General features: G+C 63.6%; 20 protein-coding genes. 8 read left to right on the forward strand and 12 right to left on the reverse strand.

What is annotated here, in order from left to right; all coding sequences use genetic code 11:
- Positions 1-87: 87 nt before the first annotated feature.
- On the forward strand, positions 88-1,395 hold the full coding sequence (locus CH286_RS26500; protein WP_094610967.1) for an NAD(P)/FAD-dependent oxidoreductase: 1,308 nt from the start codon (positions 88-90) through the stop codon (positions 1,393-1,395).
- On the opposite strand, the gene CH286_RS26505 is transcribed toward CH286_RS26500, so the two are convergent.
- From CH286_RS26505 to CH286_RS26530, 6 genes are read right to left on the reverse strand one after another with little or no spacing between them, the layout of a single operon-like run.
- Positions 1,392-2,777 (reverse strand): FAD-binding oxidoreductase, encoded by a 1,386-nt coding sequence (locus tag CH286_RS26505; RefSeq protein WP_094610880.1) that lies wholly within the window; start codon positions 2,775-2,777, stop codon positions 1,392-1,394. The genes CH286_RS26500 and CH286_RS26505 overlap by 4 nt on opposite strands.
- Positions 2,774-3,316 (reverse strand): gamma carbonic anhydrase family protein, encoded by a 543-nt coding sequence (locus tag CH286_RS26510; RefSeq protein ID WP_094610881.1) that lies wholly within the window; start codon positions 3,314-3,316, stop codon positions 2,774-2,776. Before CH286_RS26510 ends, CH286_RS26505 begins: the two co-directional genes overlap by 4 nt.
- Positions 3,313-4,104 carry an SDR family NAD(P)-dependent oxidoreductase gene (locus tag CH286_RS26515; RefSeq protein WP_094610882.1) on the reverse strand — a complete coding sequence of 264 codons (792 nt, stop codon included), beginning with the start codon at positions 4,102-4,104 and terminating at the stop codon, positions 3,313-3,315. Before CH286_RS26515 ends, CH286_RS26510 begins: the two co-directional genes overlap by 4 nt.
- On the reverse strand, positions 4,101-4,985 hold the full coding sequence (locus CH286_RS26520; RefSeq protein ID WP_037146951.1) for a PCC domain-containing protein: 885 nt from the start codon (positions 4,983-4,985) through the stop codon (positions 4,101-4,103). Before CH286_RS26520 ends, CH286_RS26515 begins: the two co-directional genes overlap by 4 nt.
- On the reverse strand, positions 4,982-6,565 hold the full coding sequence (locus tag CH286_RS26525; protein ID WP_094610883.1) for an AMP-binding protein: 1,584 nt from the start codon (positions 6,563-6,565) through the stop codon (positions 4,982-4,984). Before CH286_RS26525 ends, CH286_RS26520 begins: the two co-directional genes overlap by 4 nt.
- Positions 6,566-6,567: 2 nt before the next feature.
- Entirely contained in the window at positions 6,568-7,737 is a 1,170-nt protein-coding gene (locus CH286_RS26530) for a thiolase domain-containing protein (RefSeq protein ID WP_094610968.1), read from the reverse strand.
- Positions 7,738-7,982: 245 nt separating this feature from the next.
- Here CH286_RS26530 and CH286_RS26535 point away from each other — a divergent pair, with 245 nt between their 5' ends.
- On the forward strand, positions 7,983-9,065 hold the full coding sequence (locus CH286_RS26535) for an alcohol dehydrogenase catalytic domain-containing protein (protein ID WP_094610884.1): 1,083 nt from the start codon (positions 7,983-7,985) through the stop codon (positions 9,063-9,065).
- On the opposite strand, the gene CH286_RS26540 is transcribed toward CH286_RS26535, so the two are convergent.
- Positions 9,052-10,263, reverse strand: coding sequence for a PucR family transcriptional regulator (locus tag CH286_RS26540; protein WP_037146947.1), 1,212 nt, complete (start codon positions 10,261-10,263; stop codon positions 9,052-9,054). The genes CH286_RS26535 and CH286_RS26540 overlap by 14 nt on opposite strands.
- A 181-nt stretch (positions 10,264-10,444) precedes the next feature.
- Between CH286_RS26540 and CH286_RS26545 the strand changes: the two genes are divergently transcribed.
- On the forward strand, positions 10,445-11,791 hold the full coding sequence (locus tag CH286_RS26545; RefSeq protein ID WP_037146945.1) for an MFS transporter: 1,347 nt from the start codon (positions 10,445-10,447) through the stop codon (positions 11,789-11,791).
- 24 nt (positions 11,792-11,815) lie between these two features.
- Here CH286_RS26545 and CH286_RS26550 read toward each other — a convergent pair whose 3' ends face one another.
- On the reverse strand, positions 11,816-12,214 hold the full coding sequence (locus CH286_RS26550; protein WP_094610969.1) for a hypothetical protein: 399 nt from the start codon (positions 12,212-12,214) through the stop codon (positions 11,816-11,818).
- A gap of 54 nt (positions 12,215-12,268) precedes the next feature.
- Between CH286_RS26550 and CH286_RS28330 the strand changes: the two genes are divergently transcribed.
- From CH286_RS28330 to CH286_RS26560, 3 genes are all read left to right on the forward strand, one after another.
- Entirely contained in the window at positions 12,269-12,403 is a 135-nt protein-coding gene (locus tag CH286_RS28330; RefSeq protein ID WP_255182773.1) for a hypothetical protein, read from the forward strand.
- 177 nt (positions 12,404-12,580) lie between these two features.
- Positions 12,581-13,546 carry an alpha/beta hydrolase gene (locus CH286_RS26555; protein ID WP_441347144.1) on the forward strand — a complete coding sequence of 322 codons (966 nt, stop codon included), beginning with the start codon at positions 12,581-12,583 and terminating at the stop codon, positions 13,544-13,546.
- Between the two features lie 104 nt (positions 13,547-13,650).
- Positions 13,651-13,947: a hypothetical protein gene (locus CH286_RS26560; protein ID WP_032376174.1), complete on the forward strand. Its 297-nt coding sequence runs from the start codon at positions 13,651-13,653 to the stop codon at positions 13,945-13,947.
- Between the two features lie 52 nt (positions 13,948-13,999).
- On the opposite strand, the gene CH286_RS26565 is transcribed toward CH286_RS26560, so the two are convergent.
- On the reverse strand, positions 14,000-14,590 hold the full coding sequence (locus tag CH286_RS26565; protein ID WP_080730403.1) for a CsbD family protein: 591 nt from the start codon (positions 14,588-14,590) through the stop codon (positions 14,000-14,002).
- Positions 14,591-14,888: 298 nt separating this feature from the next.
- On the opposite strand from CH286_RS26565, the gene CH286_RS26570 reads away from it, so the two are divergent.
- Entirely contained in the window at positions 14,889-16,088 is a 1,200-nt protein-coding gene (locus tag CH286_RS26570) for a lipid-transfer protein (RefSeq protein ID WP_094610885.1), read from the forward strand.
- Positions 16,089-16,418: 330 nt separating this feature from the next.
- Here CH286_RS26570 and CH286_RS26575 read toward each other — a convergent pair whose 3' ends face one another.
- The 3 genes from CH286_RS26575 to CH286_RS26585 form a co-directional block, all read right to left on the reverse strand.
- Entirely contained in the window at positions 16,419-16,703 is a 285-nt protein-coding gene (locus CH286_RS26575) for a hypothetical protein (RefSeq protein WP_255182775.1), read from the reverse strand.
- 31 nt (positions 16,704-16,734) lie between these two features.
- Positions 16,735-18,447, reverse strand: a complete 1,713-nt coding sequence (locus CH286_RS26580; protein WP_141215901.1) for a hypothetical protein — start codon at positions 18,445-18,447, stop codon at positions 16,735-16,737.
- Between the two features lie 137 nt (positions 18,448-18,584).
- Complete coding sequence (locus tag CH286_RS26585) at positions 18,585-20,180, reverse strand: AMP-binding protein (RefSeq protein WP_369597549.1); 1,596 nt, start codon at positions 20,178-20,180, stop codon at positions 18,585-18,587.
- 155 nt (positions 20,181-20,335) lie between these two features.
- Between CH286_RS26585 and CH286_RS26590 the strand changes: the two genes are divergently transcribed.
- Positions 20,336-21,487: a PucR family transcriptional regulator gene (locus CH286_RS26590; RefSeq protein ID WP_141215902.1), complete on the forward strand. Its 1,152-nt coding sequence runs from the start codon at positions 20,336-20,338 to the stop codon at positions 21,485-21,487.
- Positions 21,488-21,494: the final 7 nt, after the last annotated feature.

The raw sequence follows: 21,494 nt of genomic DNA on the forward strand, positions 1-21,494 counted from the left end.
GGCACTGGCGTTGCGATGGGCCTGCTCGAGTACGCTGAACACTCGGAGAATCCATCTCCGCAGTTCGGTCCGAGGGAGAACGTTCAGATGGCACGTCCACGGGTTTTGGTCCTCGGCGGCGGATTCGGCGGACTTCACGCTGCGCGACGCCTCCGCAACGAGGACGTCGATGTGACCGTGCTCGAGCGCGGCACCTCGCACGTCTTTCAGCCGTTGCTCTACCAGTGCGCCACCGGTCTGGTGTCCGAGGGCTCGATCGCCAGCCCCCTACGGCACCTGCTGCGCAAACAGAAGAACGTCTACGTGGCACTGGGTGAAGCGACGTCCGTCATCACCGTCGGCGACGGCGGAGTGGTGACGGCCAGTCGATTCGACGGGTCGACCTTCGAGCTGCCGTACGAGTACCTCGTCGTGGCAGTCGGAATGCAGCAGGCGTATCACGGTCACGACGAATACGTGCAGTGGGCACCGGGCATGAAGACCCTCGACGACGCCCTCGCAATCAGGCGAAAATTGATCTCCGCCTTCGAGATGGCAGAATCTCTCCCCACCGCCGAGGAGCGTCGGCCGTGGCTCACCTTCGCCGTCGCCGGGGGAGGCCCGACGGGCGTCGAACTTGCCGGCCAGATAAGGGAACTCGCCACCAGGGCGTTGGCGAAGGAGTTCGATTCGATCCACCCGTCCGAAGCTCGGGTGCTCCTCTTTCACGGCGGCGATCGCGTACTCGAATCGTTCCCCGACTCGTTGACGAAGAAGGCGCAGCGGACTCTGGACACCGTCGGTGTGGAAACCCATCTCGGGGTTCACGTCACCGATGTCACGGCCACCGACGTCGAAGTGACGGCCAAGGCCGAACCGAAGACGGTCACTCGCTACGACACTCACACAGTGCTGTGGACCGCAGGCGTGGAAGCTGTTCCGTTCGTGAAGCAACTCGCAGACGCGATGGGCGTGGAGCAGGACCGATCGGGACGCATCGCCGTGCAGCCCGACCTGTCGATCCCCGGACACCGCAACGTCTTCGTCGTCGGAGACATCATGTCGCTGAACAAGCTCGCCGGAGTGGCAGAAGTGGCGATGCAGGGCGGTAAAGCTGCGGGTGCGGCGATCGCGGCCGACGTATCCGGTTCTGCGCGTTCGGATTTCAAGTATCGAGACCTCGGCACCGCGGCCTACATCGCGCGCGGACACGCACTGGTGCAGGCCGGGCCGCTGAAGATGTCGGGATTCCTGGGCTGGGTATCGTGGGGCGTCATCCACATCGCGTTCCTGGCCGGCAACCGCAATCGCGTCGGGACGCTGATCAACTGGGCCGCAACCCTGGCCACCGGAACCCGACGCGAACGCGCCATCACATACGGCGACCCGGCAACGGCGCGCAAGCCGTACAACTAGGGGGCGACGAGAACCGCGCCGGGGTTCAGGATTCCGCGCGGGTCGAGCGACTTCTTCAACGCGTGCTGCACCGACATCGACACTTCGTCATGCTCGACAGTCAGCCACCTGCTCTTCAGCCTGCCCACACCGTGCTCACCGGTGATGGTTCCGCCGAGTGCGAGGGCGCGACGGGTGATTGCATCGAACGCGGACACCGCTGCGGCTCTGCTTGCCGGATCGGCGGCGTCATAGATGATGGTCGGATGCAGGTTGCCGTCACCCGCATGCCCGAAGACGCCGATGGTCAGATCGTGTTCGGCAGCAATCTCTTCCACTGAGGTTATCAGATCGGTGATGGCCGAGCAGGGAACAGCGACATCGTCCAGTAACCAGTCGCCGAGACGTTCGAGCGCAGGGAGTGCGAGTCGACGGGCTTCGAGGAGCATCGCCGCCTCGGCGGGATCGGAGCCGACGACCACATCCTCGGCCCCGAACTCGGTACAGATGGACTCCAGCGCGGTCACCACGGATTCGGCATCGGGCTCGTCGCTCTGAATCAGCAGTAGCGCTGCGGTGGTGTCGCCGATTCCCATCCTCGTCAGATCGTCGACTGCTTTCACCGTGGTGCGATCGAGGATTTCGAGCATCGATGGGGTGATTCCTGCGGAGGAAATCTTCGATATCGCCGAACCTGTGCCCTCGAGAGTGGGGAAGGCGGCGACCAGGGTGTGCGGGGCACGCGGCGCAGGCAATAACCGAACGGTGATCTCGGTGATGATGCCGAGGGTGCCTTCGGAGCCGACGAGTAGATGCGTCAGGTCATATCCAGCAACACCTTTCACGGTGCGCCGGCCGGTCCGTAGCACCCTTCCGTCTGCCAATACCACTTCGAGAGCGACGACAAAATCTCCGGTGACGCCGTACTTCACGCAGCACATTCCGCCCGCGTTGGTTGCGACGTTTCCGCCCATGGTGCTGAATGTGACGCTGCCTGGATCCGGCGGATAGAAAAGACCGGCCTCCGATGCCGTGGTGCGCAGATCGGAAGTGATGACTCCCGGTTCGACAACGGCGAGGCGGTTCACCGTATCCAGTTCACGGATTCGTGTCATCCGATGAAGGCTCAGCACAACGGAGTCGGCAGACGCGTTGGCTCCGCCGCTCAGTCCACTCCCCGCACCGCGCGGTATCACTGCGATCGAATGCTTGCTTGCCTCCGTCATGCAGGCCACGACCTCAGCGGTGGTGCGGGGCATGAGCACCGCTGCCGGAGCCTCGCTGTGGGTGAACTGGGACTGATCGCGGGCATAGCCGGCGACGATGTCCCGGTCTACGACGACGATGTCGGCAGGTAGAGCATCGACCAGAGCCGCGATGTCGGTGGTGCTAGCCGCATTCATCGGAGATCCTCGATAGCTGCCCGATGTTCTCGAGCGAGTTCGACGTAGTGGTGGGCATTGGTGCCGTTCGCCTCAGCAGTCTCTGCATCGAGCATGCGCCGGATCTTGCCGGGAACACCCGCAACCAACGACCCCGCTGGAATCACGGTGCGCTCGGTGACCACCGCCCCTGCGGCGATCAACGAACCGGCACCGATAACGGCTGCGTTCATGATCACTGCACCCATTCCGATGAGGACACCGTCCTCAACGGTGCAGCCGTGCAGGATTGCACCGTGACCGACTGACACGCTGTTGCCCACAAGAACCGGCATTCCAGGGTCGGTGTGGACCACACAGTTGTCCTGAATATTGGTTCCTGCGCCGATGCTGATGGGTTCGGCGTCTGCGCGCAACGAGGCTCCGTACCAAACACTCGTGTTCTCTTCTAGCGTCACCGCGCCGACGACGGATGCGTTCGGCGCAATCCACGCGGACTCTGCGACAACAGGTCGCTTCGATCCGAGGGGCACCACAAGACTTGTTTTCGTGGTGGTCACAGTGCCCGCACTGCCAGTCCGCCATCGACGGGTAAGCAGACGCCGTTGATGTAGGCCGATTCGTCAGAGGCGAGGAACACTGCGGCGTTGGCGACGTCCCACGGTGAGCCCATCCTTCCGGTCGGACTGTTGGCGTGTCGAGCCGCCATTGCCTCGGCTGCAACGTTCGGGTCCACCAATTGGCCTGTCACCAAGGGAGTATCGATCAGACCGGGGAGAATCGCGTTGACCCTGACGCCCTGGCTTGCGTACTGCAGGGCCAGTGCGACGGTCAGCTGATTGACCGCGCCCTTCGTCGCGCTGTAGCTCGGGTAGTTGAAGCCGGTGTAGCGGATGCTCGCGGTGGAGGAGACGTTGACGATCGAGCCGCCGCCGTGCGCGAGCATCGCAGGTAGGACATGCTTGCAGGTCAGGAAGACTCCGGTCATGTTGACGGCCACCGATCTGTTCCACTGTGCAAGATCGAGTTCGGTGATGTCTCCGACGCCTGCTACGCCGACATTGTTGTGCAACACGGTCGGTGGGCCCAGCGCCCCGATGGCCTCTGCCACTACCGATCGAACCTGTTGCTCGTCGGTGACATCGGCAACCAACGCCACCGCGCTGCCTCCAGCGGCGGTGATCTCCGCTGCGGTCAACTGCGCTTCGGTGTGATTGCGGTCGATGGCGGCAACCGTCGCGCCTTCGCGGGCGAACGCCAACGCAGCAGCGCGGCCGTTGCTCAATGCCGCACCGCTCGAACCAGCACCGAACACCAGCGCAACTTTGCCTATCAGACGGCCGGTCATCCTGAGATCTCCTCTACCAAAAGCTCGAATGTCACCGCTACGAGATTGCCGTGCTCAGCGAGTTCGCCGGTGTGCACGGTGCCGTGGCGGTCGATGGCACAGACCGACAGGTGCGCCTCGGAGAGCCGGTCACCGTCGACACTCGCGTGTCCGGCAATGGTCACTTCCGTTGCCGGACCGTCGACGACAGCGTTGCCGCCGTCGCGAATCAGGGTGGCACCGACGAGGCTGCCCAGGCTGCCGCGAACCGATGCCGTTCGCATTCCTGCGTCCACCATGATGCGCCGGATGGCGTCGTGGATTTCGACTCCTGGCCGGACGCGAGTCATAACGCCGCGACGAGAACTGCTGAGAGACAATGCTGTTGGTGAAGGCGTGAACACTGGCATCGCGGTCTCGTCGTCCACGTCGCTGGTGAGAGCGACCGAGTCGAAGGCATGCAGAATTGCCTCCACCGGGGTGGCACCGACGATGGTGTCCGGCCAGAGATGGCCACCGCGCAGAGCACCCTCCGCATCGAACCATGCTGCGTGACAATGCATGAAGCGTTCGCCGTCGCGGCGACCTACCGTTGCGCTCCCCGCGACGATGGTGGCAGGCGCTGCGGTCTCGAACGTCTCGCTGTACCAGGCTGCGCGAGAACCGTCGGTGCACAGTGCCGGAATGCAAAAGGAGACGCGGGACAACGGTCCACCGAGCAGTTCCACCTGCGCCGAATCGGCACCCAGGCGCGTCAGTGCCTCGTCGATCGCGTCGATCAGGCGGCGTCCGGGAGTCAACGACAACCGCTCGACCGCGGTTCCCGTCGTAACGGACTCGAGTCGTTGCAGCGCTTGTTCACCCGGGTGCACGAGCGGTTTCAGTACCGTGGAGGCGGTCACAACGCCGTCCCCAACTTCTCCGCGTACGGGCCCCACTTCTGCTCGGCGAGTTCGTCGCGAATGGTGCGCTTGACGATCTTGCCGTATCCGGACTTCGGCAGCGAGTCGCGGAACAGCACATAGCGCGGCAGCTTGTAGCGAGCCATGCGCTCACCGAGCCAGGCTGTGAGCTCCTCGGCCGTCACTGTTCGGTCGGTGCTGCGAACACACACTGCGACACCGACTTCACCCCACTTCGGGTCCGGTACACCGAGTACCGCGACCTCGTCGATTGCGTCGTGGGTGAGGATTTTCTCCTCGATGTCGCGCGGGTGAATGTTGGAGCCACCCGAGATGAACATGTCCGACGACCGGCCGGTGACGTAGACGAACCCGTCCGTATCCATGACGCCGAGGTCGCCGGTGCGAAACCAGCCGTCCCGGAACGCCTTTGCATTCGCTTCGTCGTTGTCGAGGTAGCCGGCGAAGACGGCGGGTCCAGCGACGCACAGTTCACCGATGTCGCCGGACGGAACCTCGTGACCGGTCTCGTCCTGGACGCTGACCAGCATGCCGGTGCGCGGATAGCCACACGTGGACGCGCCGAGCCCGGCGGGTACCGGCCGTCCGTGCTCGGCACTGGGGAGGACGGTGATATTGCCGGTCACCTCGGCGAGACCGTAGTACTGAACCAGGACCTCGCCGAGTACCGCGCGCGCTCGCTCCTGATCCGGGGTGTACATCGGAGCGCCGGCGTAGATCACATGCTGGAGCGAAGAATGGACGTGCCGGTCCACTGCACCGTCGTCGACGAGAACCTTCAGAATCGTCGGCACGGTGAACATGTTGGTCACTCGCTCGGATTCGACCAGGCTCCAGACCTCGTCGGGAACGAGGCTTGCCGACGCAGGCAGAACCGTCGCGGCACCGCGTGCAACCTGCGGCAACATGTGCACACCTGCTCCGTGGGACAGCGGCGCAACGACGAGGGAGACGTCGTGGCGGTCGGTGGTCGGCATCAGATCCGCGAGATGATTGTTGATGACGAAGCCGAGCTGATCGTGCGTCAGAATTGCAGCCTTCGGGGTGCCACTGGTGCCGGATGTGAAAAAGTACCAGGCCGGATCTCCCGCCCAGGTGGCCAGGTTTTCGGGCGTTGTCGTCGACGCGATGCCGGCGACGGAGCCGGCATTCTCGCTCTCGATCCACAGGACTCCCGCGGGCACACCGTGCGCGGCCTGGACTGCATCGACGTGCGAGGTGGTCGACGCATGGCCGATCATCACACTGGGCCTGCACACCCCTGCGATGACCACGACGTCGTCATCGTGCAACCGCGAATTGACGGGTGCGAGAACAGCGCCCGCTCGCCAGGTTGCGAACATCGCCTGGATGAACTCGGGATGGTTGGGGCTGTCGAGCATGACGACATCGCCCTTCTGGACGCCACGGCGCTGCAGATCTGCGGCCAACGCGTCGACACGTCGATCCAAATCCTGCCAGGTCCACCTCGTGGTGCCGTGCACGACGGCGGTACTGCCGGGGAGACGCCGAGCGGTTTGCCTCAGTATTTCCGCCAGATTCGCAGCTCGTCTCGGCATGCTCATCGGACTCCCTCCAGAACGGTGGCGTAGTTCGCGACTGCCGCGCCGCCCATGTTGAAGACGGCGGCACGATCTGCGTGCGGCAACTGCATGTCTCCGGCCTCACCGGTCAATTGCATTGCCGCCATGACATGTTGGGAGACACCCGTAGCCCCGAGCGGATGCCCCTTCGCCTTCAGGCCACCGGATCGATTGACCGGCAGCAGTCCGTCTGCCTCGGTGCGGCCCTCGGCCAACACCTCGCCGCCCTTGCCGGGCTCGGCGAGTCCGAACGCCTCGTATTGCAGAAGCTCCGCGATGGTGAAGCAGTCGTGCGTCTCGATCAGGTCCAGGTCCGCGAGGGTGACCCCAGCGGCGGCAAGAGCTCCACGAAATGCGCGAGCACCACCGTCGAACGCAAGCACGTCATTGCGTCGGGCCAACGCGAGGTGATCGTTGGCTTGATGACGACCGAGAATGCGGATCGAACGGCGTGCAGTGGCAGCAACATCCGGTAGCGCGACGACCATGGCGGCGGCACCGTCGGACACCAGAGAACAATCGGTACGCAGTAGCCTGCCCACGACAGCAGGGTTCTTGTCCGACGGCGTTGCGCAGAAATCGAACCCTAGATCGCGTCGTAGATGCGCGTAGGGGTTGTCGACACCGTTGCGGTGGTTCTTGGCTGCGATGCGGGACATCGCCTCCCGCGGATCACCGTATCGATCTGCGTAATCATCTGCGAGAGAGGCGAATACACCAGCAAAGCTGCCCATGTGCTCCTCGGTTGCCCGATGAGAACCGGAGAGGAGAATGTCGTTGATGTCGTCGTTCGAGGTAGCCGTCATCTTCTCGGCACCCACGATCAACGCGACTCGGCCGCGGCCTGCCTGCAGATGATCGAGACCGGTGTACAGGGCAGCGCTGCCGGTGGAGCACGCATTCTCCACGTGCACAGCAGGAACGAGAGCAAGATCGGGCTGACCGGCACCGACGAGTGCGCCTTCGAACCCCTGCCGGGAAAAGCCGTTGTTGAACACGCCGACGGTGATGATGTCGACGTCCACGGCGTCGAGTCCTGCGTCGGCGAGAGCGCTGACCGACACCTCGGCGATCAGCGACTCGACGTCCGGGCTATCACTTTTCCCGAATCGGGTATGTGCCCAGCCGATGATGTGCGGTGCGCTCACGTCTGTCCTCTCGTCATGTCGCGTGAGGCGGATCACGTACCCACGCCCTGTCATGGTCGTCGTACGCCACGTTGCGTTGCACCGTCGCAGGACGAGAGGACTTGCAGCGAATTCCTCTCGTTGTCGAATGCCGCTGTTGCGACAGCGGGAGGAAAGCTGGACTCGTTTCCCCTCTCTCGGCTCGATGACCGGGGATGGCTGCTGCAACAGACTTAGTGCACATCGACACAGAATGAGGGGTTGACGTGCGCGCAGTGCTCAAGACCGAACCTGCTCCGGGCTTCGACCTGGTGAACGACTACCGCGAGCGAGACCTGGAGCGTGGATGCGTCCGCATCGAAGTCGGTGCAGTGTCGGTGTGCGGGACCGACCGTGAGACGTACGAGTACGGCCCGGCCGTCCGCGACCTCGGCTTGCGGTTGCCGGTAGTCACGGGGCACGAATGCGCGGGCACCGTGATCGAGGTTGCCTCTGACGTATCCACCTTGCGCGTGGGAGATCGCGTTGCTGTCGAGACTCACGTCGCGTGCTTGGATTGCTTCCAGTGCGCACGCGGTAATGCCCACAATTGCCTGCGGATGGACTTGCTCGGTCTGACAATGGACGGCGCATTCGCCGAGCGAGTGGTGCTCCCGGCGTCGACGTGCTTCCGTCTACCGGACGAGCTGACACTCGAGACGGCTGCCCTCCTCGAACCTGCGGGGAGCGCGATGCACGCCGTGCAACGGAGCGGGCTGAATCTGGACGGCGCACACGTCCTGGTCAGTGGTGCCGGGCCTGTCGGCCTGGCCGCGCTGCAGATTGCTCGCGCGAAGGGAGCCGAAGTGCTTGTGGTCGAACCGAACCCGCACCGCGCCGCGATGGCAGTCGAGCTGGGTGGATCGCTGGTGACGCCGGACGAACATCTCGTGGAGCGGGTGTGGGGACGGACCGGCGCGGCGCAGGGCGTCGACCTGGTTCTCGAATGTTCCGGAGCACTCCCTGCGCTTGCGGCAGGATTCGACGTCGTCCGCCGTGAGGGCACCATCGTGAGCGTCGGGTTGACCAACCGGTCTCTCGAGCTGAACGCGACACGGCAGTTGATCAGCCGGGGACTGACCCTGCGCGGCAGTTTCGGTCGTCGGATCTGGGATTCGTGGACGGAACTCGCCGGCCTCGTGGCGTCGGGAAGCGTCGATCTTTCCCGTCTGGTCTCGCACCGTATGGAACTCGAAGATGTGGAAACGGCCATCGGGATGCTGTCCGGTGAGGCCTGCAAAGTGGTCCTCTATCCGCAGGGAGTGCCTGCGGAGCTTCGTGATTCGGCCGCGTCGGTCAACGCCCTTTGAGGGGCCGGAACGGATCGAATCCCTCGGCTCTCATGGCATCGGCGACGCGTAATCCGAGGTGCAGGTGCAGACGAACGGTGCCGTCGTCGAGGTCGATGTGGACCGCGTCGCGGATGCGGTCGAGTCGGTAGTACAACGTGGTTCGGTGAATGAACAGGGCCTCCGCGGCTCCCGGGCCCGATCCGGCGTGGTCGAGGAATGCCCGCAACGTATCGAGCAATCGGCCGGACGGGTCCACCTCGGCGAGGCGGCGTAGCTCCTGCGGCACCGCGGTGATGTCGAACTCCTGCGTCGGGATCCTGGCCAGCACACCGAGGACACCGGCATGCTCCCAGCTCACGACCGAGTCCTCACCGAATCGGCGCGCGATGGTGGCTGCGAGGCCGGCCTGCCGTGCGGACAGCCACGCCTCGTTCATCGCGGGTACCAGGGCCCCGATTCCTGCTTCGACACTCGTACCGCGGCCCGCCACGTCTGCTGCGTCGCGCACCATCGTTCGGGCCTCGGCGACGACGGTGTCGAGATCGCGTGCGGCAGTCGCGAGGTACACCAGGTGCCCGGCGGCACCGTCCACACTGTGCAGCGCATCGCCGCGACTGCGGGAACGAGCGGCGACCAGCGCATGCCGCAGCGCGATCGCAGTCAGGTCGTTGTCCTTGCCCTGCCGTAAGGCCAGGGTGACCACGCGGACACCTCCGGGTACGACAGCCAGTTCGGCGAGGGCACCCTCGCGCGCGGATTCCTCGGGCCCGAGTGCCGCAGTCACCAAGGCCTCGGAACGACCCGAATCGAGTGGCATTCGGTCTACCACCATCAACGGGGCGACCTCGTTCGCCACCTCACCGATTCGAGCCAGATCGGCATCGGTGACGGTTTTCTCGGCATCGATTACAAGGATCATGCCCAACGTCTCGCCCCTCCAGCGAATGGGCACGCCTGCACGGGCGTGAAGACCGAGCGCTTCGGACCCGTCGATCCTGCCGGGCTTGGTCCATTGTCCGATGCCGCTGGACAGCAGAAAACCGATAGCCTCGCTGCCTGCATCGCGGTTCAGAATAGCTCTGATCCGAACAGGGTCCTCGTCGCCGAAATGGCGGCTGGCGAACAGCATTCGTACTTCGGGGTCGTTGACGACGACCGATCTGCCGAGCTCATCGGCGAAGCGGTCGACCACAGCTTGGACGCTGTCTCTCGACATGGGCCGAGCGTACGCGTGGTGAATTCGGCCCGAAGGGGCCCTATACGGTGCGTTCGACAAAGAGAGGAAACTGAGAGCTCGAGGTTCGTCAGTAAACGGTCGTGACTCAGGTCACTGCGGGAGCACAGTGTGTGAGCCCGCCTCATGTGGTGGGTCTCGGATCGAAAGACTGGAGCGATAGATGACGTCACGCACCCACCTGCCCGGCGCCGCGACGCTGGACAACGAGATGGCCAACCGCGTGATGCGCAAAGTCGCACTGCGCCTGATTCCGTTTCTCGGGCTCGCCTATTTCCTGAACTACATCGACCGGACGAACATCTCGTTCGCCAAGTTGACGATGAGTGAGGATCTCGGCCTGACCGAGACAATGTACGGACTCGCCAGCGGCTTGTTCTTCGTCGGATACATCCTGTTGGAAGTGCCGAGTAACCTGGCTCTGCACAAGTTCGGTGCGCGTCGTTGGATTGCTCGAATCCTGGTGTCGTGGGGACTTATTGCGGCCCTGATGGCATTTGTACCCAACGCGACCTGGCTGAACATCGCCCGCGTTGCGCTCGGTATCGCCGAGGCCGGCTTCTTCCCCGGCATCATGCTCTACCTGACGTTCTGGTTCCCCAGGGCTGTGCGCGTCCGACTCGTCGGCGTGTTCATGGTTGCACTACCTCTGTCGAGTGCATTCGGTGCACCGATTTCCGCCGCGATCATCCAGTACTGGCACGGTTTGTTCGGCCTGGAGGGATGGCGAGTGATGTTCCTCGTCGAAGGCATCCCCACGATCCTGCTCGGCATCGCAGCATGGTTCTACCTGACCGACCGGCCGCGTGAAGCCAAGTGGCTGAGCGCAGATGAACGTACCTGGCTCGACAAGCGTATGAATTCCGAGCACTCCGAGAAGGCCGAGTCCGGCCACGGGTCCGTTCGTGATTCACTGCGCAACCCGACGGTGTGGCTACTCGGCGTGACGTACTTCGGTATCGGCTACGGGTTGTTCGCGATCAGCTTCTTCCTGCCGACTATCGTCGCCGGATTTGCCGAGCAGTTCGACACCACCTTCTCGATTGCCGAGAACGGAATGATCGTCGCGGTGCCGTTCTTCATCGCCTCGGTTGCCATGATCGCGTGGTCCAGACGATCCGACCGCCGCAAAGAGCGTATGTGGCACCTCATTGCCCCGACGGCCCTTGCTGCAGTGAGTGTTCCGATCGCGATGTACATGAGCTCGCCGTTCCTCACGATGGTGTTCATCACGCTCACCGCAGTCGGTATCTTCTCCGCACTGCCGATCTTCTGGTACTTGCCGACAACCTTCCTCACCGGGGCAGGAGCCGCAGCGGGCATCGCACTGGTGAACACCATCGGTGCATCGGCAGGACTGGCAGCGCCCTACATGACGGGTTGGCTGCTCGACACCACGGGAACCTCGAAAGCGGGCCTCTGGGTGGTGGGTGCCTTCATGGCCATGGCGGTGGGACTGCTGTTCGTGGTGCGAGCGCGCTTGGGCAAGCTCGATCGAGAACTGGTGTGATTCAGTCGTAGTAGGTCGACCGGGTCAGCCGACGCCAGGGATGAATCCGGGGTAGACGAAGTGCCCTGGGCCGCCGCCGGGGAGCAGGTGGCCCGTCGAACCCGGGTAGTCCATGTTCAACTGAATCAGCTTGTGCGGGTTGCCGTTCGAATCGGCCTGCCAGCATTCGAGCAGCACCCCGTGGAATCCGGTGCACACGATGCGGGTGCTGTTGCCGTAGGGCGAGGTCAGTCGATTCTCGCTGACGAAGGGATTCCAGTAGTCAGGGTCCTGAGGCGTGAGGAACACTCCGGCGACGTCCTGCGGAGCAGTCGGGCTCGGATACGGCGGCGGAGTAGGCCACTCGTCGGCGTTGGCGGTACCCATTCCGAGGGCGGCGGCACCTGCAATGACGCTGGCAATGACGGCTGTGCGACGAAACATCTCGATCGACTCCTTCGCGGGGCGGGCACCCAATAGACCACAGACACCCGTCTCGTGGGAACACATCTGTATTCACCGCTGCCGGTCGGGGTGGTGACGGCGGTGATCGTCGTCGTGGCCTGTGTTTTCGCAATCCGCAGCGGCAATCCGGAGCATCACGATCGGGTGTCGGATTCCTCCGGTCCGTGACTCCCCGGTCGGTTGCTCGAGGTAACGTCACCTCATCTTCGGCCGATGTAGAAACTCGACCGGTGTAACTCGACGAAAAGGTGAAACAGCGTGCCACGATCTCGACGACACGGCTTCCGGCGAATCGGTTCGGCTACGGCCGTCGCCCTCGCAGTGGCGATTCTTCCGACCGCGCTGATGACGCCCGTCGCGTCCGCGGACGAGCTGCCCGCTTCGACGACCCAGTCGAGCAACGGATCCCGCATCGAGTCGGTGAGCACTCTCGAAAACCGCCAGGTGCAGTTGCAGGTGTTCTCCGCGTCGATGAACCGCACCATTCCCGTCACGGTGCAGCGGCCTGCCGACGAGAGCGTGTCGCGTCCGGTGCTGTACCTGCTCAACGGTGCAGGCGGCGGCGAGGATGCCGCTTCGTGGCAGTCGCAGACCGACGCCGAGGCATTCCTTTCCGACAAGAACGCCTGGATCGTGACCCCGCAGAAGGGGAAGTGGTCGTACTACACAGACTGGCTGCAGGACGATCCGAAGCTCGGCAGCAACAAGTGGAGCACCTTCCTCGGTGAAGAGCTTCCCCCGCTGATCGATGCTCAGTTCGACACCAACGGTCGCCAGTCGCTCGCAGCGCTGTCCATGACGGGTACCTCGGTCCTCAACATCGCGATCAAGTACCCGGGCAAGTTCACCGGCGTCGCGGCATACAGCGGTTGCGCACAGACGTCGGACCCGATCGGACAGCAGTTCGTCAAGCTCGTCGTCGAGACGTACGGCGGCGGCAACGTCGAGAACATGTGGGGACCGCTCGACGGCCCCGTGTGGCGCGAGAACGACCCACTGCTCAACGCTGAGAAGCTCCGCGGCACGCAGATCTACATGAGCACCGGCAGCGGCCTGCCCGGCATTCCGAACGACACCTACGCCAACCCGCGCTTGAACAACGATCCGGCGACCCTCGCCAACCAGGTCATCGTCGGCGGCGGTATCGAGGTGGCCACCAACTTCTGCACGTCGAACCTGGCGAAGCGACTCGACCAGCTCGGAATTCCGGCCACCGTCGACTTCCGTCCGGTCGGCAACCACTCCTGGGGCTACTGGCAGGACGACCTGCACAAGTCCTGGCCGTTCCTGGCGGGATCGCTCGGCATCTGATCTTCGTAGAGCACAACAACGGCCCCTCGCACATCATGTGCGAGGGGCCGTCGTTCGTTGCCGGGTGTGTAGATCGAGGCGGTAATCGAACGTATGATCGAACGATGGCACGGCGCGCGCAACCTCGACCGGCGTCCGCCGTGCGCCCCTTCAAGTTGCTCCGACCACCACTGAAGGTATGGATCGACCTGAACATCCTCTACCCGCTACCGCCACACCACGCATCGAAGTTCAACCCCGAAGGATTCGATGTTCGACGCGTGGTGCCCGGCGATCTGGTCGAATGGTCCATCACGGTCGACGGCGACTGGCTGGGCCGCGTCACCTATGAGTTGATGTCGCGCGATCGCAGTGAAACCGTCACGCACTGGGTGCCCAGCCGCGCGCTCAAGCCGCTGTAGAGACGCAAAAAAGCCCCGCCTCGAACGAGGCGGGGCTTCGGTGTGATCACCTTCAGAAGCTGTGCTTACGTGCCTTCTTGGCGAGCTTGCGGGTGGTGCGCTTCGACGGAACGAACAGGTGCGCGGCGCTGCGGCGACGGTTGCGTCGACGAATCAGTACGAACGCGACGGCTCCGGCTGCGGCTGCGATGGCTGCGATGACCGGCGTGCCGACCTTCGCCGCCTGGGCGACATCGTCGCTGTCGATGTTGCGAACCGTGTTCTTCACGTCGTCGGCGACGGCGGAGGCCTTGTCGGCTGCCTTGTCGGCGACCTGGGAGGCCTTCTCCTTCACGTCGTCGACATCGACGTTCTGAACCTTGTCCTTGACGGTGTTCTTGACATCCTCTGCCACGTCAGCAGCCTTGTCTGCCGCGTCGGAGGCTGCGTGCTTGGCTTCCTTGGCGGCATCGGCTGCGGTGTCGGCGACGTTCTCGGCTGCGTCGGACACGGAGTCCGCAGCCTGGTGGGTGTTGGCCTTGGCCTGGTCTGTTGCACCCTCGGCGCGGAGGCTGTCGTCACCGGTGGCCTCGCCGACCTTCTCCTTCGCAGTCCCGGCCAGTTCCTCTGCCTTGTGCTGAGCCTTGTCGATGAAGTCGGCCATCGTGCGTACCTCTTTCGTGTAGGTCGTCTCCGGACATCCGGAGTTGGGGGCGTCGCGGACGACGCCGATAAGTATGAGTCGATCGAACCGCTCCGAAACATACGTCCGATAGAGGTGTTCCGGGTCACTATCTGAGGGGTGGGCCCGACGTTGTGCACTGTGTCCATCCAGACGGTCGAAATGTCGGTGAACTGCACCTGTCGAAAGGGTCGGTTCTGAGCCACAGTCGACGAGTATCCGCACGGATGCGCCGACCGCCACCACGGTCGATTTCATATCGAGGGGAGCGTCCAGCACCGTGAGCGGCAACAGAGTGTTCGTCATAGGCGTCGGGATGACGAAGTTCGAGAAGCCCGGCAGCAAACCGGGGTGGGACTACCCGGACATGGCCCGAGAATCCGGTACCGCCGCCCTCATCGACGCAGGCATCACCTACACAGACGTCGAACAGGCGCACGTGGGGTACGTCTACGGAGACTCGACGTCCGGGCAACGCGCCGTCTACGAGCTCGGCATGACCGGCATTCCGATCACCAACGTCAACAACAACTGCTCCACCGGCTCGACGGCTCTGTACCTGGCGACTCAGGCCATCCGTGGGGGTCTTGCCGACTGCGTCCTGGCTCTCGGGTTCGAGAAGATGCAGCCGGGCTCGTTGTCGGTGACCTACGAGGATCGAGTGATGCCGCTGGGGCTGCACATTCAAGCCGAGGCCGAGCTGTTCGATTTCCAGTTCCCGGCCGCTCCCTGGATGTTCGGTGCAGCGGGCCGCGAACACATGAACAAGTACGGCACCACCACCGATCAGTTCGCGCGCATCGCGGTCAAGAACCATCGCCACTCGGCGAACAATCCGTACGCACAATTCGACGACGAATACTCGCTGGACGAGGTCACGGCATCGAAGATGATCTACGAACCGGCGGGGTTGACGCGCTTGCAGTGTTCGCCCACCTCCGATGGATCCGGTGCCGTGATCCTTGCCAGTGAGGCATTCGTGGATAGGCGTGAGCTGTGGGATCGAGCGGTCGAGATCGTCGGGCAATCGATGGTCACCGATCTGCCTTCGACGTTCGACGACCACAGTGCCATCAGCATCGTCGGCGCGGACATGTCCCGTCATGCGGCTCGAAAAGTCTACGAGCAGGCGAACATCGGGCCCGCAGATGTCGACGTGATCGAATTGCACGACTGCTTCTCGGTGAACGAGTTGCTCACGTACGAGGCTCTGGGACTGTGCGACGAGGGCATGGGCGGGACGTTGATCGATCAGGATCTGACCACCTACGAAGGTACCTGGGTGGTCAATCCTTCCGGTGGACTGATCTCCAAGGGCCATCCCCTCGGTGCCACCGGTCTGGCTCAGGCCAGCGAATTGACGTGGCAGCTGCGTGGGACAGCCGGGGACCGTCAGGTGCCCGGTGCGCGAATTGCCCTGCAGCACAACATCGGGCTGGGCGGTGCTGCGGTGGTGACCGCCTACCGTTCGGTGTCCTGAGCCCGACGTCTCAGCGCCGAAACAGCGTGGAACAGAATCGATTCATCGGACGCGATCGTGCAGGACTGTATGCCCCGGCGAGAGAGCGCCGATCGAAATCCATGCCGGATCCGCTCGACGTGAGAAGGATCAGCGCGATGACTCCTGCGACCCCGACCGCCACAGGAGTCATCGGCTGCTCTCTCCCGTTGCGGGGGAGACGCACTTACCGGAGAGAGTGGTTCATGAGAAATCCTTTTGTAGTCCGTACTTCGGAACGGTGTCACTAAAGTAGCCACTAGTCAATGGCACATTGTGTGATGATAATCGCGGTATCGGCATCCCCGCTGGTCACGATGACTCGGATGACTCGGATGACTCGTCGGCGACATGAATCTCGACGTCGTCTGCGAAAGCCAATGTCCCGGAATCGAGGGCAATCGCCCACCGGCGCACCGGTGCCCACGTCCTGTTCAGTTCTTTCCTGTCGACCGTGAACTCGGCGTAGTCCTCGATCAGGGTCCCGATGTCGTCCTGTCCATTCGGGCTCGGGATTCGGACCTTGTCACCGACTGTCGGCTCCCTGGAGCGACCCGGTTGGTCGTCGGCCTTGTCGGGCTTCTTTCGGATTGGCATCGGGGCTCCTGTTCTCTGTACGGCTGCCTACTCACCGGCTGCGGGTGATGAACGCGGCGATGGCCGCACTTGCGGGTTCGGGGAGTCCGCTGTTCTGCTTTTCGGCTGCGGTGACGACGTCGTAGTGCCGATACCCCGGTAGGTAGATCGCGTTCGCCGGAACCAACGCGCCGTACTTCACGTTCTGTACCGGGGAATCGCCGGACAGTAGTGTCAGAACTGGAACCGTGGTAGGTGTGCTCTGCCAGCGCTTTCCGTGCAGGAGATGCTCGAGAATTCCACCCTCGCGATTCTGCAGACCGGCGAGCTCGTCATTGCGGATGCCGCCGAGCGCAAATGCCGTGTCGGTGATCAGGCGCAGCGGGGTGAATCGCTCGAAGAAGTCGACCGGCGCAAGTCCCGGTGTCATTGCCCGGGCGAGTTGGTCGATGTCGGTGACTTCATGATCGGCGTCTGTCGGCGTGCCGTTGGGTGAACCCGGCAGTTCGACCTGTGATGGCCACACCTGGTCGTAGTTACGCCAGCCGCACAGCGTGTTCGGATCGGTTGGAGTGTAGTTCTGGCCGTATCCAACGCGGTGGGGAATGACCAGCAGTTGTCCGATGATCGGGATCGATGTCAGGCCGTTGGGAACGGGGTAGGTCTTGCCTGTCACCGCGCAGTCGTAGAACCCGGTGCCGGCCTGCAGAACGTACTCCGACGAGTTCTGATCGAAGTACATTCCGAGAGCGGCCTGGTTGGTCAACCGCTGCTGATCCGGCAGCTTCTGCGGCGAGATGAGATCGAGATAGTCGGCCCCGTAGAAGGTGCGCATCCATGCTTCGGTACTCAGGTCGCGCGGTGCGGCCTGCGGTAGATCGCTTTCGGCCTCCGGGTTCTGATGCGCTGCCATTGCGGCCAGGCTGTAGGTGTTCATGATGTTGCCAGCGCTCAAGATCGGAGTCTCGGCAACTGGCAGCAGGTCGGTCACTGCACCCGCGACATCGCGCACGCCACCGAGTGCGTCGGAGAGCAGCTCGTCGAGCAGTCCGGTGCCGGCAACGCCGACGGGGTCGCTGATGGCCAAACCGTCCAGTGCGATACCGCCACCGCCGCAGAGCGAGAAGCCGGCATCATCGACGGTGGCGGGATCGGTGTCGAAGTCCCACGCCAGCATCGGGCCGACCAAGAACGCGCCGAGAGAATGCCCGCCGCAGAATGATTTACCGCGATCGACGGGGTCGGGCAGCACCTGCTCGATCACCGCGCGCCAGTCGTCCATGGCCAGTGCCAGCCCGAACTCGCCCAGGTAAGACAGTGATTGTGGCGTGGGCGGCGCGTAGCGCTTGCCGTCGACCTCTTTGCCTCGAAAGTAGTATTCGGCAGCTCGGTGGTAATCGCCCTCGCGTGCAGCGGCATCCCAACCAGAGTTGTCCTCGGCACAATTGGCGCGGCGGTCGAGGGCAATGTATTCGACGAACTTGCCCTGCGCGGCAGCCTTTCGTACAACTTGGGGTGCCTGCGGAGCCAAATTTGTTGCGCCGGAATAAGTACCGGGTTGAACACTGATGACGGCATCGGCATCGGCACTGTTCTGCGGACCGTCCTTGTGGCGGTACCGCAGGTATTCCAACCACTCGCACTCCGGCGGTGTCGAGACTCCGGTGAGGTACGGGCTGGCATACCGGATACGGACGTGTGTCTCCTCGATATCCGTGCCGAGCGCAGGATCTCCCACCACAGGTTCGGTGACGACTTCGGTCACAGTCGATCCCGGCGGGGGAGCCGGTTGTGCATGTGCCACAGCCGAACTCGTCATTACCAACCCGGCGATCGAACCGACGACCATTGTAGAACGAATCCAGGATGGGGTGTGCATGGTGCGGCTCCTCGGTGTACGCATCACTGGCCGTTGGAGGTCAGTGATGTCATGGCCTTGCGATCGATCTTGCCTGTGGTGGTTCGTGGCAGTTCGTTCACGAACAGCACGTCACGCGGTACCTTGAAACGAGCCAATTCGGTGCGGATGTACTGCCGCACGGCATCTTCGGTCAGCATGGGGTTGCGTCGGACTACGACCGCCGACAGACGCTGGCCGAACTCGTCGTCCTGAACCCCGGTGACAGCGGCCTCGTCTATATCGGGATGCGCGTAGAGCGTCGCCTCGATCTCGCCGGGGAAGACGTTCTCACCTCCCGAGACGATCATGTCGTCGTCCCGGCCGTCGACGAACAACAACCCGGCCGAATCCCGATGCCCCACGTCGCCGGTGGACATCAGACCGTGCACGATAGCTTTGCCGCCCCCGGACGAATATCCGTGGAACGAGATGGCATTGCCAACGTGGATCGTGCCCCGTCGATCCGGTTCGGTAACCAGTTCTCCATCGGTATCGACCAACCCGACCTCGATGCCGAGTGGGGGACGGCCTACCGTTCCTGGGCCCGCGAGCCAGTCCGCGGGTGTGGCGATTGTTGCGGTCCCGGTTTCGGTACATCCGTAGTAGTTGTAGACGACCGGACCGAATCGAGCGATTGCCCGATTCCCCAGACCGGGAGCGAGAGCCGCACCTGCGGTGAAGATGATGCGCACACTCGTCGTATCGCGTGAATCGATGCTCGCGCAGGACAGCAGGCGATGCAGCATGGTCGGGACCAGTACTACGACGTCACAACGAAGCGATTCGATCTGCTCCAGCGCTCGGTCGGCATCGAAGCGCCCGTGGATGGCGACGGTGCACCCCAGATTGACAGCAAGTATGAACTGCGACAGCGCCGTTCCGTGAAACAGCGGTGCGCAGAGCAGGACGGTCTGGCCCGCTTCCAGAGGTACCCGGTCGAGAAACTGGGCCGAAGCGAAGGCGGAATCCACCGACCGAGGTGCCCCCTTCGGGGTACCCGTCGTACCTCCGGTCAGGAGGACGAACTGACCCTGCCGCGACGGCAGCGGGATCGCAGTGTCGGTGCCGCCGGCAGCGGCAGCGTCGGTTGGATCGCCGAGTCGCTCGATGTGTTGGGGCAGTTCGGTCATGATCGGGTCGAACTCGGTATCGTACGCGACCGCCGAAACGCGCTCGCGCACTGCGACATCGGCGAACTGCGGGGCGCTGAAGCCGGTGTTCATCAGGACCAGCCGGGCACCGAGTTTCGCTGCCGCGATCATGGTGATGACCAGCCCGCGGTGATCTCGGCACAGCACCGCGACCGTCGACTCCTCTCCGACACCCTGAGTCGACCATCGATGAGCAACGGTATTGCTGGCGAGGTCGAGCTCGCGATAGGTCACTGAGCCTGCGCCGTCGATCAGCGCCACTCGATCGCCGTACCACCGTGCGCCGGTGGTGACTCCGCTGGCGATCGGGCCGAGCGTTCGCACAGCCCTCGACTTCTGGCGAACGCGAAGTGGCCGCTTGAGATCGATGATCCCGCTGCGCTGCATGACAGCGATCTGCCGCGCGCGGATCACTGTGGCCGCGAGCGGGGAGTGTGTGGAGGTCAATCTGGAGCCCTTCTGTGGCCGATCGGTGCGACCCGACGGTCGTGCGACTGAGTGGTACCGATCACACAGCACCGCCGGTCCTCGGCACAGTGGCAATAGAACGATGTTGATCGCGCACTGTTGTGCACATCGCCAACGCCTGTCAGGGTGAAGGAATGGACCCCGAGGCACCACACGAGCCCGGCCACTCGGTGAGTGAGCGCCTGGCGGCCGCGATCGGCTCGTACGCGGCCGAGGGCGGGCCGTCCTACCGGCACGTCCCCAGCGAATTGGTGGTGCACGACTTCTTCGACGGTATCGAGTTGAACGCCCGAGCACTGCTGCGTTTCATCGAGACCGGAAAGATGCCGACTGCACACGAACTGCGCCCGGTCACCGAACTCGCGATGGCTCGACTGGCCAACGGTGCCGGGTTGCAGGAAGTGATCGGGTCGTACCAGCAGGTCTCGGCCGATCTGTGGCGACGGTTCGTCTCGGAATCGGAGCCCGTCGACCGCGACGGTGCGCTGGAGCTGATGCCGAAGGTGACCGAATACATCTTCAACGTCGTTACCCTCATCGCGACCGAGGCGGCACACCGGTCGGCCGACCCGCGATCGGAGGCGCGAGATCGAGACCGTGCTGCGCTCGACGCGCTGCTGGCCGCAGGCGTGGCCGCGGGACCCTTCGACGTCGGGCGTCCGTGTTTCGTCGTCGCCGTGTTCCAACTCTCCGGTGCCCCGGGTGCTGGTTCGTCGGTGTCGGCACTCAAGTCCCGAATCGAGTCCATCGCCGACGTCCACCTGCGGCTCGACCTCAACGGATGGGTGGCGGTGCACTGGTCGAGCCGCAGCAGGCAGGATGCGGTTGCCGACTTCTGCGCCACACTCGTTCGCGCCCACGACGAGACCGCCGTCCGTTGCTGGGCCGGTATCGCCTCGTCGTCCACCGCGGCCGGCGTACCCGACGCCTACCGAACCGCACGCGGTCTCGCGGCGACTGCCCACGCGTTGAATCGGTCCGAGTTTGTCGCCGATCTGGGCAATCTGACGGTCGAATACCTCAGCGCCGCATCAGGACCCGATCTCCCCGCCGTGGCCGAACTCGTCGCAGGCCTGTCGGCGGCCGATCCGATCTTCGAGCACACCCTGCGAATCTTTCTCGAAGAGAACTGCAATCAGCTGGCGACTGCTCGTCGAATGCATGTGCATCGAAACTCGGTGACATATCGGCTAGGCAAGGTCCAGGCGTTGACCGGCCTCAATCCTTTGGTCTTCACCCAGGCCGCGTCGTTGCACGCAGCGTTGATCGCACGCGACTTGTCCTGAGTTCATT

The organism is Rhodococcus sp. WWJCD1 (assembly GCF_002258735.1).
Lineage (GTDB): Bacteria > Actinomycetota > Actinomycetes > Mycobacteriales > Mycobacteriaceae > Rhodococcoides.

Excerpts from the sequence above, each read along its gene's own strand:
- CH286_RS26500 (WP_094610967.1), top strand. The coding sequence starts at position 88 with ATGGCACGTCCACGGGTTTTGGTCCTCGGCGGCGGATTCGGCGGACTT.
- CH286_RS26505 (WP_094610880.1), bottom strand. The coding sequence starts at position 2,777 with ATGAATGCGGCTAGCACCACCGACATCGCGGCTCTGGTCGATGCTCTA.
- CH286_RS26515 (WP_094610882.1), bottom strand. The coding sequence starts at position 4,104 with ATGACCGGCCGTCTGATAGGCAAAGTTGCGCTGGTGTTCGGTGCTGGT.
- CH286_RS26525 (WP_094610883.1), bottom strand. The coding sequence starts at position 6,565 with ATGCCGAGACGAGCTGCGAATCTGGCGGAAATACTGAGGCAAACCGCT.
- CH286_RS26540 (WP_037146947.1), bottom strand. The coding sequence starts at position 10,263 with ATGTCGAGAGACAGCGTCCAAGCTGTGGTCGACCGCTTCGCCGATGAG.
- CH286_RS26545 (WP_037146945.1), top strand. The coding sequence starts at position 10,445 with ATGACGTCACGCACCCACCTGCCCGGCGCCGCGACGCTGGACAACGAG.
- CH286_RS26550 (WP_094610969.1), bottom strand. The coding sequence starts at position 12,214 with ATGTTTCGTCGCACAGCCGTCATTGCCAGCGTCATTGCAGGTGCCGCC.
- CH286_RS26555 (WP_441347144.1), top strand. The coding sequence starts at position 12,581 with ATGACGCCCGTCGCGTCCGCGGACGAGCTGCCCGCTTCGACGACCCAG.
- CH286_RS26560 (WP_032376174.1), top strand. The coding sequence starts at position 13,651 with ATGGCACGGCGCGCGCAACCTCGACCGGCGTCCGCCGTGCGCCCCTTC.
- CH286_RS26565 (WP_080730403.1), bottom strand. The coding sequence starts at position 14,590 with ATGGCCGACTTCATCGACAAGGCTCAGCACAAGGCAGAGGAACTGGCC.
- CH286_RS26575 (WP_255182775.1), bottom strand. The coding sequence starts at position 16,703 with ATGCCAATCCGAAAGAAGCCCGACAAGGCCGACGACCAACCGGGTCGC.
- CH286_RS26590 (WP_141215902.1), top strand. The coding sequence starts at position 20,336 with ATGGACCCCGAGGCACCACACGAGCCCGGCCACTCGGTGAGTGAGCGC.